Source organism: Aureimonas phyllosphaerae (assembly GCF_900113065.1).
GTDB classification, from domain to species: Bacteria; Pseudomonadota; Alphaproteobacteria; order Rhizobiales; family Rhizobiaceae; genus Aureimonas; species Aureimonas phyllosphaerae.
This window is the reverse complement of record NZ_FOOA01000004.1, coordinates 79,365-95,151: the sequence shown is the minus strand read 5'-3', so window position 1 is coordinate 95,151 and position 15,787 is coordinate 79,365. Positions and strand designations below refer to the sequence as shown.

Annotated in this window: 18 protein-coding genes; 7 read left to right on the top strand and 11 right to left on the bottom strand. The window is 69.8% G+C overall.

Annotated elements, in window-relative coordinates:
• Positions 1–75: 75 nt before the first annotated feature.
• Positions 76–858, bottom strand: a complete 783-nt coding sequence (locus BM175_RS07620; protein ID WP_090961557.1) for a DUF1223 domain-containing protein — start codon at positions 856–858, stop codon at positions 76–78.
• A 175-nt stretch (positions 859–1,033) separates the two neighbouring features.
• Positions 1,034–3,787, bottom strand: coding sequence for an aconitate hydratase AcnA (acnA, locus tag BM175_RS07615; RefSeq protein ID WP_090961554.1), 2,754 nt, complete (start codon positions 3,785–3,787; stop codon positions 1,034–1,036).
• Positions 3,788–4,170: 383 nt separating this feature from the next.
• On the opposite strand from acnA, the gene ccmA reads away from it, so the two are divergent.
• Genes ccmA through BM175_RS07585 form a run of 6 tightly spaced genes read left to right on the top strand, consistent with a single transcriptional unit; the run spans position 4,171 to position 7,483 of the window.
• Positions 4,171–4,839 carry a heme ABC exporter ATP-binding protein CcmA gene (gene ccmA, locus BM175_RS07610; protein WP_090961551.1) on the top strand — a complete coding sequence of 223 codons (669 nt, stop codon included), beginning with the start codon at positions 4,171–4,173 and terminating at the stop codon, positions 4,837–4,839.
• Entirely contained in the window at positions 4,839–5,498 is a 660-nt protein-coding gene (gene ccmB, locus BM175_RS07605) for a heme exporter protein CcmB (protein ID WP_090961548.1), read from the top strand. The genes ccmA and ccmB overlap by 1 nt, the downstream gene beginning before the upstream one ends.
• An 11-nt stretch (positions 5,499–5,509) precedes the next feature.
• Positions 5,510–5,938 (top strand): GNAT family N-acetyltransferase, encoded by a 429-nt coding sequence (locus tag BM175_RS07600; RefSeq protein WP_090961545.1) that lies wholly within the window; start codon positions 5,510–5,512, stop codon positions 5,936–5,938.
• A 41-nt stretch (positions 5,939–5,979) separates the two neighbouring features.
• Positions 5,980–6,732 carry a heme ABC transporter permease gene (locus tag BM175_RS07595; protein ID WP_090961542.1) on the top strand — a complete coding sequence of 251 codons (753 nt, stop codon included), beginning with the start codon at positions 5,980–5,982 and terminating at the stop codon, positions 6,730–6,732.
• 5 nt (positions 6,733–6,737) lie between these two features.
• Positions 6,738–6,893: a heme exporter protein CcmD gene (ccmD, locus tag BM175_RS07590; protein ID WP_090961539.1), complete on the top strand. Its 156-nt coding sequence runs from the start codon at positions 6,738–6,740 to the stop codon at positions 6,891–6,893.
• A complete protein-coding gene (locus tag BM175_RS07585; protein ID WP_090961537.1) occupies positions 6,890–7,483 on the top strand; it encodes a DsbE family thiol:disulfide interchange protein in 594 nt (197 codons plus the stop codon). The genes ccmD and BM175_RS07585 overlap by 4 nt, the downstream gene beginning before the upstream one ends.
• A 116-nt stretch (positions 7,484–7,599) precedes the next feature.
• On the opposite strand, the gene BM175_RS23220 is transcribed toward BM175_RS07585, so the two are convergent.
• Positions 7,600–7,725, bottom strand: coding sequence for a hypothetical protein (locus tag BM175_RS23220; RefSeq protein WP_280141090.1), 126 nt, complete (start codon positions 7,723–7,725; stop codon positions 7,600–7,602).
• Positions 7,722–8,936: an MFS transporter gene (locus BM175_RS07580; RefSeq protein ID WP_090961535.1), complete on the bottom strand. Its 1,215-nt coding sequence runs from the start codon at positions 8,934–8,936 to the stop codon at positions 7,722–7,724. Before BM175_RS07580 ends, BM175_RS23220 begins: the two co-directional genes overlap by 4 nt.
• Before the next feature lie 112 nt (positions 8,937–9,048).
• Between BM175_RS07580 and BM175_RS07575 the strand changes: the two genes are divergently transcribed.
• Positions 9,049–9,615: an NUDIX hydrolase gene (locus BM175_RS07575; protein WP_090961533.1), complete on the top strand. Its 567-nt coding sequence runs from the start codon at positions 9,049–9,051 to the stop codon at positions 9,613–9,615.
• Here the strand turns inward: BM175_RS07575 and BM175_RS07570 are convergent.
• The 7 genes from BM175_RS07570 to dapF form a co-directional block, all read right to left on the bottom strand.
• Positions 9,612–10,205 carry an IMPACT family protein gene (locus BM175_RS07570; RefSeq protein WP_090961530.1) on the bottom strand — a complete coding sequence of 198 codons (594 nt, stop codon included), beginning with the start codon at positions 10,203–10,205 and terminating at the stop codon, positions 9,612–9,614. The genes BM175_RS07575 and BM175_RS07570 overlap by 4 nt on opposite strands.
• A gap of 34 nt (positions 10,206–10,239) precedes the next feature.
• On the bottom strand, positions 10,240–11,103 hold the full coding sequence (locus BM175_RS07565; RefSeq protein ID WP_090961528.1) for a tellurite resistance TerB family protein: 864 nt from the start codon (positions 11,101–11,103) through the stop codon (positions 10,240–10,242).
• Positions 11,104–11,198: 95 nt separating this feature from the next.
• Entirely contained in the window at positions 11,199–11,852 is a 654-nt protein-coding gene (locus BM175_RS07560) for a septation protein A (protein ID WP_090961526.1), read from the bottom strand.
• Between the two features lie 52 nt (positions 11,853–11,904).
• The gene (gene ftsY / locus BM175_RS07555) at positions 11,905–13,182 is read right to left on the bottom strand and encodes a signal recognition particle-docking protein FtsY (RefSeq protein ID WP_246718437.1); all 1,278 of its coding nucleotides are present in this window, start codon (positions 13,180–13,182) and stop codon (positions 11,905–11,907) included.
• A 104-nt stretch (positions 13,183–13,286) separates the two neighbouring features.
• Entirely contained in the window at positions 13,287–13,568 is a 282-nt protein-coding gene (locus BM175_RS07550) for a hypothetical protein (protein ID WP_090961525.1), read from the bottom strand.
• Between the two features lie 23 nt (positions 13,569–13,591).
• On the bottom strand, positions 13,592–14,953 hold the full coding sequence (gene mtaB, locus BM175_RS07545; RefSeq protein ID WP_090961524.1) for a tRNA (N(6)-L-threonylcarbamoyladenosine(37)-C(2))-methylthiotransferase MtaB: 1,362 nt from the start codon (positions 14,951–14,953) through the stop codon (positions 13,592–13,594).
• Positions 14,881–15,774 (bottom strand): diaminopimelate epimerase, encoded by an 894-nt coding sequence (gene dapF / locus BM175_RS07540; RefSeq protein ID WP_090961521.1) that lies wholly within the window; start codon positions 15,772–15,774, stop codon positions 14,881–14,883. The genes mtaB and dapF overlap by 73 nt, the downstream gene beginning before the upstream one ends.
• Positions 15,775–15,787: the final 13 nt, after the last annotated feature.

The following is a 15,787-nucleotide window of genomic DNA, read 5'->3' as shown; positions in this document are numbered from 1 at the left end:
CTGCACGAGCCTGCGATATCATCCTGTCATGGAAATGGAGTCCGGCCCAGCCGGTTGCAACGACAGCGGCGCCTGTCAGAACTCGAGCGCGGCCGCGGCGATGATCGGACCCGGCTTGTTGTCGGCGCCGACGGCCTGGAGGAGGGCGGCCAGCCCCGTCCGCTCGCCGTCGTTTTCGGTCAGGAGGCCGAGCGGCATCTCGACCTCGATCGCGTCGCGATCCACCGAGCCGAGCACGCGCCAGTCGCGCACCGGATGGTGGTCGACACGCCGTGTGCCGCCGTTGCCCTCGTCCGGCATCGTCGTCTCGACGCGCTCGGCATAGGTAACGAGAACGAGGATCGGCGCGGGCCGCGCCGGATCGGCCCCGGGCGCGCGCGCCTCGATGCGCAAGGTGTCGCCCTGCGTGCGCATCACGACCTCGCCGCCGAGCTTGGCGCAGCCGAAGGGCGCGTCCTTCAGCGCCTTGGCGAGTGCCGCCTCGTCGCCGCCGTCGACCGCCTTCTGACCGTTGACGACGACCTGGGGCGTCACGAGCGCGCCGAGCTTCAGGCGCTTGGCGTAGGACTTCTGGCGATCGGTGTTGCGCCGGTCGGCCAGTTGGTCCTTCGGTCCGGCATAGTCCCAGTAGTCGACATGGTAGGCGAGGACGACGAGGTCGGGCGCGGCTCCGAGGCGCGCGGCAGCGGCGCCGACGGGCGGGCAATCGCCGCAGTTCTGGCTGGTGAAGAGTTCGAGGACGCCACGGACATCGCGGCTGGACGCGCTGCGCTCCTGCGCCGATGCCGGGCCGACAGCCGACACGCCGAGTGCTGCGAGACAGGCTACCCCGAGGGCGGGCGATCGGCGGAATGCCATGGTCCGAGCTCCGTCACGCTTCCATCGCACCTAGATGGACCGGACCGGGGCCGGACAGAAGCGCCGATCGATCGCGGCGCGTTCAATTGGGGGTGAACCTCTGGTTGATGCGAAGACGCCGCCGCCCTTTCGGGCAGCGGCGTCGAAGATCGCTAGGGCCGGAAGGCCGTTCGGATCAGGCGGCGAGCTGGCGCAGCACGTAGTGCAGGATGCCGCCGTTCTTGAAGTACTCGAGCTCGTCCAGCGTATCGATGCGGCAGAGCAGCGGAACGGTCAGCACCTCGCCGTTGGCGCGGGTGATGGTGGCGTTCATGGTCTGGCGCGGGCGAACCTCGGTCAGGCCCTCGATCGTCACCGTCTCGTCGCCGGTGAGGCCGAGCGACTGCCAGCTCGTGCCCTCCTGGAAGACGAAGGGCACGACGCCCATGCCGACGAGGTTCGAGCGGTGGATGCGCTCGAAGCTCTGCGCGATCACGGCGCGCACGCCCAGAAGCACGGTGCCCTTGGCCGCCCAGTCGCGCGAGGAGCCGGTGCCGTATTCCTTACCGGCGAAGATCACCAGCGGAACCTCGTCCTCTTGATACTTCATCGCCGCGTCGTAGATCGGCAGCTGCTCGCCGGAGGGGAAGTGCTTGGTGATGCCGCCCTCGATGCCCGGCACCATCTGGTTCTTGATGCGGATGTTGGCGAAGGTGCCGCGCATCATGACTTCGTGGTTGCCGCGACGTGCGCCGTAGGAGTTGAAGTCCACGGGGCGCACCTGGTGCGAGACGAGGTACTCGCCCGCCGGGCCGTTCTTCTTGATCGAGCCGGCCGGCGAGATGTGGTCGGTCGTGATCGAATCGAGGAAGAGGGCGAGGACGCGGGCGTTCTTGATGTCGGTGACGGCTTCCGGCGTCATCGACATGCCCTCGAAGTAGGGCGGGTTCTGGACGTAGGTCGAGCGGTCGTCCCAGTCGTAGGTGAGACCGCCCGAGACCGCGATCTTCTGCCAGTTCGGGTCGCCTTTGAAGACGTCCGAGTAGCGGCTCTCGAAGAGGTCGCGCGTGACCGTCTTGCGGACGATCTCGGAGACCTCCTGCGTGGTCGGCCAGATGTCCTTGAGGAAGACGTCGTTGCCGTTCTGATCCTGCCCTAGCGGATCCTTGGTGATGTCGACGAACATCGAGCCGGCGATCGCGTAGGCGACGACGAGCGGCGGCGAGGCGAGGTAGTTCGCCCGCACGTCCGGGTTCACGCGGCCTTCGAAGTTGCGGTTGCCCGAGAGCACCGACACGGCCACGAGGTCGTTCTTGTTGATCGCCTCGGAGATCGGCTCGGCGAGCGGGCCGGAATTGCCGATGCAGGTCGTGCAGCCGTAGCCGACGAGGTTGAAGCCGAGCGCGTCGAGGTCCTTCTGGAGATCGGCCTTCTCGAGATACTCGGTGACAACCTGGGATCCCGGCGCGAGCGAGGTCTTGACCCAGGGCTTGGGCTTCAGCCCGAGGGCGGCCGCCTTGCGGGCGACGAGGCCGGCGGCCACCAGCACGTTCGGGTTCGAGGTGTTGGTGCACGACGTGATCGCGGCGATCACGACGTCGCCGTCGGAGATGCCATGGGTCGCGCCCTCCACCGGATGACGGACCGTGTCAGGCGTCTGGGCCGGTGGCACCGCACCCTCGTCCATGAAGCGCGAGTCACCGACCGAGGACGGCAGTTCGCTCTTCTTGCGGCCGCCCTGGAGCTCGGTGAGAGCCGTGCGGAACTTCGACGAGGCCTCGGTCAGCGCGACGCGGTCCTGCGGACGCTTCGGGCCGGCGAGCGAGGGGACGACGGAGCCGAGGTCGAGCGACAGGGTGTCGGTGAAGACGGGCTCTTCGGCCGAAGCGTCGAACCACATGCCTTGCGCCTTGGCATAGGCTTCGACGAGGGCGATGCGCTGCTTGTCGCGGCCCGTCGCCTCGAGATAGGCGACCGTGTCCTTGTCGATCGGGAAGAAGCCGCAGGTCGCGCCGTATTCCGGCGCCATGTTGGCGATGGTCGCCTGGTCTTCCAGCGTGAGGTTGGCAAGGCCCGGGCCGAAGAACTCGACGAACTTGCCCACCACGCCCTTCTTGCGCAGCATCTCGGTGACGGTCAGCACGAGGTCGGTCGCCGTGGTGCCCTCGGGCAGCTTGCCGTCGAGGCGGAAGCCGATGACCTCCGGGATCAGCATCGAGATCGGCTGGCCGAGCATGGCGGCCTCGGCCTCGATGCCGCCGACTCCCCAGCCGAGAACGGCCAGACCGTTGACCATCGTCGTGTGCGAATCGGTGCCGACCAGCGTGTCGGGATAGGCGATCGTCTCGCCGTTCTCGTCCTTGGTCCAGACGGTCTGGGCGAGGTACTCGAGATTGACCTGGTGGCAGATGCCGGTGCCAGGAGGCACGACGCGGAAGTTCTGGAAGGCGCCCGAGCCCCAGCGCAGGAACGTGTAGCGCTCGCCGTTGCGGTCGTACTCGACGTCGACGTTCTTGGCGAACGAGTCGGGCTGGCCGAAGTAGTCGACCATCACCGAGTGGTCGATCACAAGGTCGACCGGCACCAGCGGGTTGATCTTGTTGGGGTCGGCGCCGAGCGTCTCGGTGGCGTCGCGCATGGCCGCGAGGTCGACCACGGCGGGAACGCCGGTGAAGTCCTGCATCAGGACGCGCGCCGGGCGGTAGGCGATCTCGTGGCCGGCCGAGCCCTTGTCGTCGAGCCACTTGACCATGGCGCGGATGTCGTCGGCCTTGACCGTGCGATCGTCCTCGTTGCGCAGGAGGTTCTCGAGGATGACCTTCAGCGAGTAGGGCAGGCGCGAGGCGCCGGTCAGACCGTTCCGCTCCGCCTCCTTGAGGTCGAAGTAGACATAGGTCTTGCCGCCGACGTCGAGCGTCTTGCGGCTTTTGAAGCTATCGGGATGGGACATAGAACTCTCGTTCCTTCTCGAACCAAAGAATGTCCGAAAGGCGAACGACCGCCGCACCCCGGGCCGGGCACGATGGAGAATGCGGGTACGACCATTTCCGCCCGTCCGCCTCAGTACCCGCCTGGAGAAGCGGGGCACGGAGATCGGCGCTGATGACTCCACGCCGGTCGCTGGAGTGGTTGGCCGCCCTTATAGGGAAGATTGTAATGGCTATAAAGGGGGCAAATCGCGCGGGCTTCGGCTTTGGGTTAGCGAATTCCATCCTCGCGCCATCCCCGGCCGATCCGGCTTGCCTTCGCGGGCGCGCACCGTCAGAACGAATCCTTGGAATCGCCCGCGCCGCGAGCGCGTGGGCCCTTGCGGAAAAGGCCGTCCCGCCCGTGATGCAACTGACCCTTTCCGGCCTCGTCGTCGGGCGCGGGCGGCGTGCCCTGACGCCGCCGCTCGACCTGCGTCTGAGCGCGGGCGAGGCGCTGGTCGTGACGGGGCCGAACGGGGCGGGCAAGTCGACGCTCCTGCGCACCCTCGCCGGGCTCCTCGCGCCGCTTGCCGGCGCGATCGCGATCGAGGGCGCTACCGCCGGCGACGGGGAGGCGGCGCGCCGGCCGATCGAGGCGAGCCACTATCTCGGCCACCGCAACGCCATGAAGCCCGGCCGTACCGCCGGGGCGGAGCTGGCGTTCTGGCGCGCGTTCCTCGGCCGGCCGGCGTTCAGTCCGGACGAGGCTCTTGCCGCCGTCGGGCTGGAAGGGGCCGGCGCGCTCGCCGTCGGTGCGCTGTCGGCCGGCCAGCAGCGGCGTGCGGCCCTCGCCCGGCTCCTCGTCAGCGACCGGCCGCTCTGGCTCCTCGACGAGCCGACCACCGCGCTCGACAGCGCCTCGCAGGCCCGCATCGCGACGCTGTGCCGGGAACGGCTGGCGAGCGGGGGCATCGTTATCGCGGCGACGCACCAGCCGCTTGATCTCGGGCCCGCGCGCACGCTGGCGCTCGAGCCGCCGTTGCCGGTCGAGGCGCTCGTCGCCGACGCCGGCGGCTGGGACGAGATCGGCTGATGCGCGCGCTGTTCCTTCGCGATCTCGCGCTGCAACTGTCCGGCTCGGGCGGGGGCCTCGTCGGCGTCATGTTCTTCCTCGCGGTGGTCGCGACCATTCCCTTCGGCGTCGGGCCGGACCTGGCGCTCCTGTCGCGGATCGGGCCGGCGATCCTGTGGATCGGCGCGCTCCTGTCGACGCTTCTCACCCTCGACCGGCTTTTCCAGGCCGACCGCGACGATGGCGGGCTCGACCTGATCCTCACCGGACCCGTCGCGCCGCCGCTCGCCGTCCTGTCGAAATGCGCTGCGCTTTGGGTCGCCGCCTGCCTTCCGCTGGTGCTGGCGAGCCCGCTGCTCGGCCTGTTCCTGGCGCTGGAGCCGCGCGCGCTCCTCGCCACTGCCGCGACGCTGCTCGCCGGCACGCCCGCGCTCGTCCTGATCGGCGCGGTCGGAGCCGGGGTCGCGGCCTCCCTGCCGCGCGGCGGTGTCCTCGTTTCGGTGCTGGTGCTGCCGCTCGCCGTGCCCGTCCTGATCTTCGGGGTGGCCGCGACCTACGGTGCGGTCAACGACCCCGCGCCCTTCCGCTCGCCCTTCCTGATCCTCTGCGCGCTGACGCTGCTCTACGGGGTCCTCGGGCCGCTGGCGGCGGCTGCGGCGCTGAAGCTGTCCTCCGACTGAGCCGCCATCCGATGACCTACGAACTCCAAGCGCAAACCCCGTCCGTCGCCGACTTCCGGCGCCTTCGCGAGGTGGCGGGACTGAGCACCAAGACGCAAGAAGCCGCCGAACGGGGGCTCAAGGGAACGCTGTTCGCCGCCGTCATCCTCTGCGAGGGGCGCACGGTCGCCATGGGCCGCGTGATCGGCGACGGCGGTTGCCATTACCAGATCGTCGACATGGCGGTGGAGCCCGAACATCAGGGGCGCGGCCTCGGCAAGCGCATCTTCGCCGCACTGATGGACTGGCTCCACGAAAACGCCCCGAAAAGCGCCTATGTCAGCCTGATCGCCGACGGCGACGCCCGCCACCTCTATGCGAAATACGGCTTCGAGCCGGTGATGCCGGCCTCGATCGGTATGGCCCAGTGGATCGGGGGCCGTCCGGCGAAGGGAACCTGACGTTTGCGGACGCGCCGGACACGCACTAAAGCTTGGAACCCATGAGCGACCTCGCCGCCCGTCCTTCCCGCTTCGCTATCCTGGCGAACCCGACCCGGTTCCTGGAATTGTCCGGGCGCCTGCAGCCGTGGCTCTACGCGGTCGCGCTGGCATGCCTCGCGGTTGGCCTCGGCTTGGGCCTGACCGCTCCGGAGGACTACCAGCAGGGGACCACGGTGCGGATCCTCTTCGTCCACGTGCCCTTCGCCTGGCTGTCGATGATGGTGTGGACGGTGATGAGCGTCTCGGCGCTCGGGCTCCTCGTGTGGCGCCATCCGATCGCGGAGGTCTCGATCCGCGCAGCCGCCCCGATCGGCGCCGTGTTCACGTTCCTCTGCCTCTTCACCGGCTCGGTCTGGGGCCGCCCGATGTGGGGGACGTGGTGGGTGTGGGATGCCCGCCTGACCTCGGTCTTCGTCCTGTTCCTGATGTATCTCGGCCTGATCGCGCTGACGCGGGCCTTCGAGGAGCCGCAGCGCGCGGGACGCATGGCCTCGGTCTTCGTGCTGGTCGGCTTCGTGATCATCCCCATCATCAAGTTCTCGGTGGACTGGTGGAACACGCTGCACCAGCCCGCCAGCGTCTTGCGCATGGATGGGCCGACGATGGACACCGCCTATCTCTGGCCGCTGTTTCTCTCGGCGATCGGCTTCTCGTTCCTGTTCTTCGCCCTTCACCTCACCGCCATGCGCACCGAGATCCGCCGTCGCCGCCTGCTTAGCCTCCAGCGCCGCCGGGCGCTCGGAAGCGCGTGACCGCCATGGCCGGCAGCTACGTCGCCTTCGTCGCGGCCGCCTACGGCATGGCCGCCGTCGCGCTCGGGGGGCTCGGGCTCTGGGTCTATCTCGACGCGCGCTCCGTGCGCCGGCGGCTCGCCGAGCTCGAAACGGTATCCGGCCGGGGGCGGGCACGATGAGCGAGGCCGCCAAGCGTCCACGCCGGCGCCCCGTCCTCGTGATGCTGCCGGTCGTCCTCTTCGCGGGGCTCGCGGGCGTCTTCCTTTACCAGCTCCTGTCGGGGCACGACCCGCAGGTGCTGCCCTCGGCCCTGATCGGCAAGCCGGCGCCCGAAACCCGCCTTCCGCCACTGGCGGGACTCACCACCGCCTCCGGCGCCCCGGTACCGGGGCTCGATCTCGTACCGGGCGACGGCCGCGTTCGGCTGGTCAACGTCTTTGCGTCGTGGTGCGTGCCTTGCCGGCAGGAGCATCCGGCGCTGATGGCGCTGTCGCAGGACCCGCGCTTCGAGGTCGTCGCCATCAACTACAAGGACAAGCCGGAAAACGCGCTCGCTTTCTTGCGCGATCTCGGCAACCCGTTCGACGCGCTCGGCACCGACGAGGCCGGTCGCTCGACGATCGACTGGGGCGTCTATGGCGTGCCGGAGACGTTCCTGGTCGGACCGGACGGCACGATCCTCTGGAAGCAGACGGGACCGCTGACGCCGCAAAGCGTCGAGGGTGGGCTCCTGCCGGCCCTGGCGAAGATCGCACCGGCCAAAGGTTAGGAGCGCTGTCCGACCGGCTCGAACGGTCGCGATCGTCCGACGGACGCCTGCCGCGGGGCGGGGCGGCTTCGCTTTGATTCCCCCCGGGCCGACCATCCGACCCCGGCGGAAACGGTTCAAAGACAGAAGCCGAAGGCCATCCCGGTCCAGAGGCCGAGCCCTTCGGCCTGCCACAGCGCATAGCCGATCGCCGACAGGCCCGCGAGGAGGGCGAAGGCCATCCATTCCACGATGCGGCTCATGCGGCGACCACGGCTTTCGAGCGGACCGGCGCGTCGCGGATCGGCAGGTTCGCCAGTCCGGCGATCACGGCCAGCGCGATCGAGACCGTCCAGGCGAGATCGTAGCTGCCCGTGCGCTCGAACAGCAGGCCCGCCGCCCACGCTCCGAAGAACGCGCCGATCTGGTGGCTCATGAAGACGATGCCGAACAGCGTCGACAGGTAGCGGACGCCGAAAATCTGGCCGACGAGCCCGCTCGTCAGCGGCACCGTGCCGAGCCACAGGAAGCCCATGGCGCAGGCGAAGACCGTGGCCGAGAGCGGCGTGAAGGGAACGGCGAGGAAGCCGATGATGACCACCGCCCGCCCGAAGTAGATCGCGGCGAGAACGTTCTTCTTGCGCAAGCGGTCGGCCGAGAGGCCGAAGACGTAGGAGCCGAAGATGTTGAACAGGCCGACCAGCGCCAGCGCCCGTGCGCCGACGCTCGGATCGAGGCCCTGATCGACGAGAAAGGCCGGCAGGTGCGTCGCGATGAAGGCGACATGGAAGCCACAGACGAAGAAGCCGACGTTAAGGAGCCAGTAGCCGCCGTGGCCGCCGGCCTGCCGCAGGGCTTCGCCGAGCCGCTGCGGCGGCAGCGAGGCGGCGGAAGGCGCCGTTGCGGGCCGGCCGGCGATCCCCGCCGCCAGCACCACCATCAGAGCCGCCAGCGCCGCGCCGGCCAGAAGCGCGCCGCGCCAGCCGAGCCCGGCGATCGCCATCTGCATGGCGGGCACGAGCAGGAACTGGCCGACGGAGCCGCCGGCGGTCACGATGCCGAAGGCGAGCCCGCGCTTTTCGGCCGGCACGAAGCGCCCGACGGCGCCGAGCACTACGACGAAGGTGACGCCGGTCATCGCAAGGCCGAGGAGGGTGCCGAGCGTCATCTGCAGGCCGAAGGCGCCCGAGACCTGCGAGGCGAGGACGAGGCTCACTGCGTAGAGGAGGCCGCCCGCGGCCGCGACGCGGCCCGCGCCGTGCCGATCGGCGATCGCGCCGACGAAGGGCTGGGCGAGGCCGAGAAGGAGGTTCTGCAGCGCGATGGCCAGACCGAACGCCTCGCGTCCGACGCCGATCTCGAGCTCCACGGGCCGCAGGAGCAGGCCGTAGCTCTGGCGCAGGCCCATGGCGATGGTGACGATCACCGCTCCGCAGAGGAGGGCGATCCAGGGGGAGCGGGCGACGGTCGTCATGGCACCTGTCCTCGAAGCGGTAAGGCCGGCTTCGGATCGGGTCTAGCGCAAAGCGACCGTCGCTGCCAGCGGACCCGTCGCCGATGCCGGCGCGCGCCATATCTCAGCGCACATGACGCTCGATCGCGCCTTTTCCGTTCGCGTGCCCGAAGGGGACGCCATGCCGCGCAAGGTCTGCGACCATTGCGGCTTCGTCGCCTACGAGAACCCCAAGATCGTGGTGGGGTCGGTGGTGCGCTCCGAGGGGCGCATCCTCCTCTGCCGGCGCGCGATCGAGCCGCGGCGCGGCTACTGGACGATTCCCGCCGGCTACATGGAGCTGAACGAGACGCCGGAGGAGGGCGCGATGCGCGAGGCGCGCGAGGAGGCGGGCGCGAGCATCGCCATCGAGCGGCTGCTCGCGATTTATTCGGTGCCGCGGATCAGCCAGGTGCAACTGATCTTTCGCGCCGAGCTCTCCGACCCGGCGGTGGAGGCCGGTGTCGAGACGCTGGAACTGCGGTTCTTCGCCTGGGACGAGATCCCCTGGGACGACCTCGCATTTCCCTCGGTGCACTGGGCGTTGAACCACGAGCGCGCGGCGGAAGGCGGCGCGCCGCCCGTTCCCTTCGGCAATCCGGAAGGCGCGGCCGGCGACCGCATGCCGGACGGTCGTCCGCTTCCGGTCGGCGACTTCTAGGCCGGCTCTTCCCGGCGCACGACCAGCCGGCCGCTCGTCAGGTCGCTCAGCGTTCGCAGGAGCGTATCCGCGCCATCCGCGGGAAGGCGGACCCGCAACCGTGCGCCGGTGTCGGTGAACGTCTGGTCCTCGACCGCCGCGCCTTCGCGCGCAGCGATGCGCGACTGGACGAGGGCGAGATCGGAGAACTGGCACTCGATCTCGAGCGCGACGGTGGGAACCAACGGCACGATCTCGGCCGCGCGCAGACAGGCGGCGGCGGTGCCACCATAGGCGCGGATCAGCCCGCCGGCTCCGAGCAGCACGCCGCCGAACCAGCGCGTGACGACGACCAGCACCCGATCGAGCTCGCGCCCGTCGATCGCTTGGAGGATCGGCTTGCCGGCAGTGCCGCCAGGCTCCCCGTCGTCGCTGAAACGATAGACCGCACCGATGCGCCAGGCCCAGCAATTGTGGTTGGCCTGCGGATCGCTCCATTCGGCAAGGAGACGCCGGGCGTCCGCTTCCGTCTCGATCGGCGCGGCGCGCGCCCGAAAGCGGCTCTTGCGGATCTCCTGCGAGACCTCTTCGGATCGATGGAGGGCGAACATGGGCGGCAGGCTTGGCGCCCGCCGCCCCGTTTCGTCAAGCCTGCACTTCGTCGGCCGCCCGGCGGATCTCGGCGACGAGATCGGGCGCGAGGTCGAGGCGGGCGGCGAGATAGTCGAGATAGGCGCGCTCGGCCGGATGGTCGGCGTCGATCGCCAGCACCGAGGCGGTATAGACCTCGATCGCGGTCTCGCGGTCGCGTACCTCGGCGGCGATCTGGTCGATCGACATCGGCCGGCGCATCTCGTCCATCAGGAGACCCTTCTCCTCGGGGTCGAGATCGAGATCGTCGATCCGGCCGAAGATCGCCTCCTCCTCGGCGCGGTCGATGTAGCCGTCGGCCTTGGCGGCCGCGATCATCGCCGAAAGAAGCAGGCGTGCGCGGCGCTCGGCCTCCGTGTCTTCTGACGGATGGAAGCGCGTGCCGGCGGCGTGCGGGATTTCGCCATGGGGCAGGCGCGCCGCGCCGGCATGGGCGGCGGCGCCGCTGCCGGCCGCCTGCTGCTGCGCCTGATAGTTCTGCCACGCCTTGTAGCCGAGGCCCGCGACGAGTGCGAGGCCGCCGAGCTTGAGCGCCGAGCCGCCGACGCCCCGGCCGTGCTTGCCGCCGAGGATCTTCGAGGCGAGGCCGCCCGCGAGCGCGCCGCCGATCGCCTTGCCCGCGAGGCCGCCGCCCATGCCGCCGGACCCGCCGCGCGAGCCGGACAGGACGCCGCCAATCAGGTCGCCGATGCCGCCGCCTGAGCGCGCGCCGGTGCCACCAAGCGCGCCGCCGAGCGTCCTGACCAGCGTGTCCTGAAGCGAGCCGCCGCCCTGGCCCGGTTGGCGATAGCGGGGATCTGCATTGTAGGCGCGGCCCGTTCCGAGAAACTGATCCAGAAGCTTCTGCGCGTCGACCATTCGTCCACTCCTCGGGTTTCCTTGTCTCTGGAACCGATGTGGGATGGCCATTGGCCGCTGCAAGCGCGGGCCGGTCGCGATGCCGGCCCTGGCGGTCACGCTTTCTTGTCGAAGAGCGGCTCCAGCGAATGGCGCTTCAGGAGCGGGAACTGGAGCAGCATGAAGGCGACCGTGATCGGCATCGTGCCCCAGACCTTGAAGGCCACCCAGAAGTCGGTCGAGAACATGCGCCAGACCACCTCGTTGAGGATGGCGAGGAACACGAAGAACAGGCCCCAGCGCAGCGTCAGCTTGCGCCAGCCCTCGTCGTCGAGCTTGAAGGCCTGGTCGAAGACGTAGCCCAGCAGCGGCTTGCCGAATGCGAGACCGCCGAGAAGAACGGCCGCGAACAAGCCGTTCACGATCGTCGGCTTCATCTTGATGAAGACCTCGTCCTGCAACCAGAGCGTCAGCGTGCCGAAGACGACGACCACGAGCCCGGAGACGATCGGCATGATCGGTAGCGAGCGGGTCAGCGCGTAGGAGACGGCGAGCGCCACCACGGTCGCCATCATGAAGAGCGCGGTCGCGACAAAGAGCGGGCCGCCGAGGTTTCCGAGCGCCGGCACTGCCCGGGCGATCGCTTCGCCGCGCGAATTGGCGAAGAAGAAGACGACCAGCGGCCCGAGCTCCAGCGCGAACTTCAGGAGCGGGTTGACCTCCTTGCGGCCCGGCGCGTTGGGCGGCTTCTCGATGATCTCGTCGGACATGGGATCGTTCCTTTCCCGGATGGAGCGGTGTCCCGCGCCATCGCGGCTGATTTCAGGCGGTGCCGGCGCGGCCCGCGATGGCTTCGGCGAAGTCGCGTGCCTTGAAGGGCTCGAGGTCGTCGATGCCCTCGCCGACGCCGACGAAGAACACCGGCAGCTTGTGCTTGGCGGCAATCGCCACGAGGATGCCGCCGCGCGCCGTGCCGTCGAGCTTGGTCATCACGAGGCCGTTGACGCCCGCCACATTGCGGAAGATCTCGACCTGATTGAGCGCGTTCTGGCCAGTGGTCGCGTCCAGCGTCTGCAGCACGGTGTGCGGCGCGTCCGGCTCGCGCTTCTGGAGGACGCGCACGATCTTGGCGAGTTCGTCCATCAGCTCCGCCTTGTTCTGAAGGCGGCCGGCCGTGTCGATGATCAGGACGTCGGAATCGTTGCGCACGGCCTCGTCGTAGGCCTCGAAGGCGAGGCCCGCCGCATCCGCGCCGATCGCCTTGGCGACCACGGTGGAATTGGTGCGCTCGCCCCAGATCTTCAGCTGCTCGACGGCGGCGGCACGGAACGTGTCGCCCGCGGCGAGCGTCACCTTCAGGCCGCCGCGCACCAGCTTGGCCGTCAGCTTGCCGATGGTCGTGGTCTTGCCGGTGCCGTTGACGCCGACGACGAGGATTACGTGCGGCTTGACCGAGAGGTCGAGTTCAAGGGGCCTTGCTACCGGATCCAGCGCCTTCTCCACCTCGTCGGCGAGGATGGCGCGCACGGCGTCGCCCGAGATTTCCTTGCCGAAGCGCCCGTCCGACAGGCGGTCGGTGATGCGCATCGCGGTCTCGACGCCGAGATCGGCCTGGATCAGGACGTCCTCGAACTCCTGCAGCGTCTCCTCGTCGAGGCGCCGCTTGGTGAAGAGCGCCGTGATCTGGCCGGACAGCTGGTTGGAGGAGCGCGCGAGACCCTCGCGCAGTCGCTGGAAGAAGGGCTTTCTCGGCTCGGCCGCGAGAACCGCGTCGGCGCGCGCCTCGCGAAGGCTCCAGCCTTCCCCCTCGGTGCCGACGCGGCCGGGGATCGGCGCACGGGCACTCTCCGGCTCCGGCGGGAGCGGGGCGTCGAGCCAGGCGAACTCGTCATGGTCGGGCTCACGCTCGCCATCGACCAGCGCCGCGTCGACCGGCGCGTCGTGGACGGCGGCCGCGTCGATGCCGCCGTCACCCGCGACCAGCGCGGCTTCCGCGGGCGGCAGCGCGCTGTCGGGCTCGACCCCGCGCTCGTCGGCCGGCTCGTCCACTGGCGCGTCGAGCCAGGAGAAGTCGCCCTCGGCCTCCTTCTCCGGCGTCAGCGGTTCGTCGAGGAAGGCCGTGTCGTCGCTCGGCGAGTCTTGTGCCGGGGCGGCCTCGACCGGCGCGAGCGCGACGGGAGCCGGCGTCGGTGCCGGCTCGGCCTCTAGTTCAGAGTTTTTTTTTCAGCCGGGACGGCCGAGCCGTCGGGGTCCTTCGGTTGGAGCGGGGTGATGCCGCCGCCGGCCGGCTCGTCGGCCGCCGCGCCCGCTTCCGAATCGACGTCCGCCGAGGCCATCGCCGGCTGGTGGATTTCCGGCACGGTGGAATCGGGACGGGCGGCCGTCGTGTCCTGCGCGCGCGGCAAGCCGCCCGATTCCGGGATGCGCTCCTCCTCCTTCGCCCCGAAGGAGAAGATGCGGCGGAAGAAGCCTCGTTGCTCGGCCATGCGATGCGATCCGATCGGTCTGGTCAGGCTGCGGCGCGCGCGGCCGGGAGTGAGGTGGCGAGTAGGCGTTCGCCCGTTTCGCCATGAATGATAGCGTCGACGATCTCGCCGGGGAGGCCGGTGTCGATCTCGGCCAGCGTGAAGTCCTCGGTTCGGCCGAGACCTTCGCGCTCCACCAGGACGGCGCGACGCTGCCCGACGGCGCGCCCGAGGTGGGCGCGGTAGGCCGCATCGCCGAGCGCTCGCAGGCGGGCGGCGCGCTCCTTGACCACGGGTTTTGGCAGCTGCGGCATGCGCGCGGCCGGCGTTCCCTCGCGCGGGCTGAAGGGAAAGACGTGGAGATGCGTCAGCCCGCAATCGGCAACGAGCCCAAGCGAGTTCTCGAACATCGCCTCGGTCTCGGTCGGGAAGCCGGCGATGATGTCGGCGCCGAAGACGATGTCGGGGCGCTTTTGCCGCAGCTCGGCGCAGAAGCGGATGGAGTCGTCCCGCAGGTGGCGGCGCTTCATCCGCTTCAGGATCATGTCGTCGCCGGCCTGCAGCGACAGGTGGAGATGCGGCATGACGCGGCGGTCGCCGCCGATCGCCTCGACCAGAGCCTCGTCGGCCTCGACGCTGTCGATCGACGAGAGGCGCAGGCGCTGGAGGTCCGGCACGTGGCGCAGGATGGACTGGACGAGGGTCCCGAGGCGCGGGGCGCCCGGCAGGTCGGCGCCCCAGCTCGTCATGTCGACGCCCGACAGGACGACCTCCGCGTAGCCGTTGTCGACCAGCCGCTTCACCTGCGTCACCGCCGCGCCCATCGGCACGGAGCGCGAATTGCCCCGGCCGTAAGGGATGATGCAGAAGGTGCAGCGATGGTCGCAGCCGTTCTGCACCTGCACGATCGCGCGGGCCCGGCCCTCGATCGCATCCACCATGTGCCCAGCGGTCTCCCGCACGCTCATGATGTCGTTGACGCGGATCTTCTCGGCCGCCGCCACGCCGAAGTCGGGGAGGGCTCGGTAGCTGGCCGCCGACAGCTTCTCCTCGTTGCCGATCACGGCATCGACTTCCGTCATGTCGGCGAAGCGGGCGCTTTCGGTCTGCGCGGCGCAGCCGGTGACAACGATGCGCGCGTCCGGATTGTCGCGGCGCGCGCGGCGCACGGCCTGACGCGCCTGGCGCACAGCCTCGGCCGTGACCGCGCAGGTGTTGACGAGGATCGCCTTGCGCCCGTCGGACCCGAGCCCGGCCTCGCCGGCCTCGCGCTTCATCACCTCCGCCTCGTAGGTGTTGAGGCGGCAGCCGAAGGAGATGACTTCGACGCCGCTCACGCGCGGGCCTCCGCGGGGGCTTCGTCGCGGGCAAAGGCGCCGGTCGCGGGGTCGAGCGTGCCCGACCATTCCCACTCGGCGGGGCCGGTCATCAGGACATGGTCGTCGCCGCGCCACTCGATCAGGAGCTCGCCGCCGGCCGGCACCGTGACGGCAACGGTCCGCCCGGTCCGCCCGGTGCGCGCGGCCGACACCGCCGCCGCGCAGGCGGCCGACCCGCAGGCCTTGGTCAACCCCGCGCCGCGCTCCCAGGTGCGGATCTCCAACGCTTGGCGCGAGGTGACGCGGGCAATCGAGATATTGGCGCGGTCGGGGAAGAGGGGGTGGTTCTCGAGGATCGGGCCGAAGCGGTCGAGCGCATAGGACCAGACGTCGTCCGCCACCCAGAAGATCGCGTGCGGATTGCCCATCGAGGCGACGGAGGGCGAATGGAGGATCGGCGCGTCGATCGGGCCGATCTGAAGCTCGATCGCGCGGGTGTCGGCGAACTCATCCGCGAGCGGGATGTCGCGCCAGCCGAAGCGGGGGAGGCCCATGTCGACGGTCAGAAGGCCGTCCTCGCGCTCGAAGGCTTCGAGAAGCCCGGCCCGCGTCTCGAACACGAAGTCGCGCACGCCCGTCTCGGCGGCGAGGGCCTGCACCACGCAGCGCGTGCCGTTGCCGCAGGCGCCCGCTTCCGTGCCGTCGGCATTGATGATCCGCACGAAGGCGAAGGTTCCGGACGTCGCCGGGTCGTGGATCGCCATGATCTGGTCGAAATGCGTCTCGTCCCGTCCGGCAAGCGCTCGCGCGGCCTCCGGCTCGATGCGCATCGCGGTGCCGCGCAGGTCCGCGACGAGAATCTCGTTGCCGAGCCCGTTCATGCGGGCAAAGGGGATCGGATGCGTCATGGTCGCGGGTCGG

Excerpts from the sequence above, each read along its gene's own strand:
- BM175_RS07620 (WP_090961557.1), bottom strand. The coding sequence starts at position 858 with ATGGCATTCCGCCGATCGCCCGCCCTCGGGGTAGCCTGTCTCGCAGCA.
- acnA (WP_090961554.1), bottom strand. The coding sequence starts at position 3,787 with ATGTCCCATCCCGATAGCTTCAAAAGCCGCAAGACGCTCGACGTCGGC.
- ccmA (WP_090961551.1), top strand. The coding sequence starts at position 4,171 with ATGCAACTGACCCTTTCCGGCCTCGTCGTCGGGCGCGGGCGGCGTGCC.
- ccmB (WP_090961548.1), top strand. The coding sequence starts at position 4,839 with ATGCGCGCGCTGTTCCTTCGCGATCTCGCGCTGCAACTGTCCGGCTCG.
- BM175_RS07600 (WP_090961545.1), top strand. The coding sequence starts at position 5,510 with ATGACCTACGAACTCCAAGCGCAAACCCCGTCCGTCGCCGACTTCCGG.
- BM175_RS07595 (WP_090961542.1), top strand. The coding sequence starts at position 5,980 with ATGAGCGACCTCGCCGCCCGTCCTTCCCGCTTCGCTATCCTGGCGAAC.
- ccmD (WP_090961539.1), top strand. The coding sequence starts at position 6,738 with ATGGCCGGCAGCTACGTCGCCTTCGTCGCGGCCGCCTACGGCATGGCC.
- BM175_RS07585 (WP_090961537.1), top strand. The coding sequence starts at position 6,890 with ATGAGCGAGGCCGCCAAGCGTCCACGCCGGCGCCCCGTCCTCGTGATG.
- BM175_RS23220 (WP_280141090.1), bottom strand. The coding sequence starts at position 7,725 with ATGAGCCGCATCGTGGAATGGATGGCCTTCGCCCTCCTCGCGGGCCTG.
- BM175_RS07580 (WP_090961535.1), bottom strand. The coding sequence starts at position 8,936 with ATGACGACCGTCGCCCGCTCCCCCTGGATCGCCCTCCTCTGCGGAGCG.
- BM175_RS07575 (WP_090961533.1), top strand. The coding sequence starts at position 9,049 with ATGACGCTCGATCGCGCCTTTTCCGTTCGCGTGCCCGAAGGGGACGCC.
- BM175_RS07570 (WP_090961530.1), bottom strand. The coding sequence starts at position 10,205 with ATGTTCGCCCTCCATCGATCCGAAGAGGTCTCGCAGGAGATCCGCAAG.
- BM175_RS07565 (WP_090961528.1), bottom strand. The coding sequence starts at position 11,103 with ATGGTCGACGCGCAGAAGCTTCTGGATCAGTTTCTCGGAACGGGCCGC.
- BM175_RS07560 (WP_090961526.1), bottom strand. The coding sequence starts at position 11,852 with ATGTCCGACGAGATCATCGAGAAGCCGCCCAACGCGCCGGGCCGCAAG.
- BM175_RS07550 (WP_090961525.1), bottom strand. The coding sequence starts at position 13,568 with ATGGCCGAGCAACGAGGCTTCTTCCGCCGCATCTTCTCCTTCGGGGCG.
- mtaB (WP_090961524.1), bottom strand. The coding sequence starts at position 14,953 with ATGGTCGGGCACGCTCGACCCCGCGACCGGCGCCTTTGCCCGCGACGA.
- dapF (WP_090961521.1), bottom strand. The coding sequence starts at position 15,774 with ATGACGCATCCGATCCCCTTTGCCCGCATGAACGGGCTCGGCAACGAG.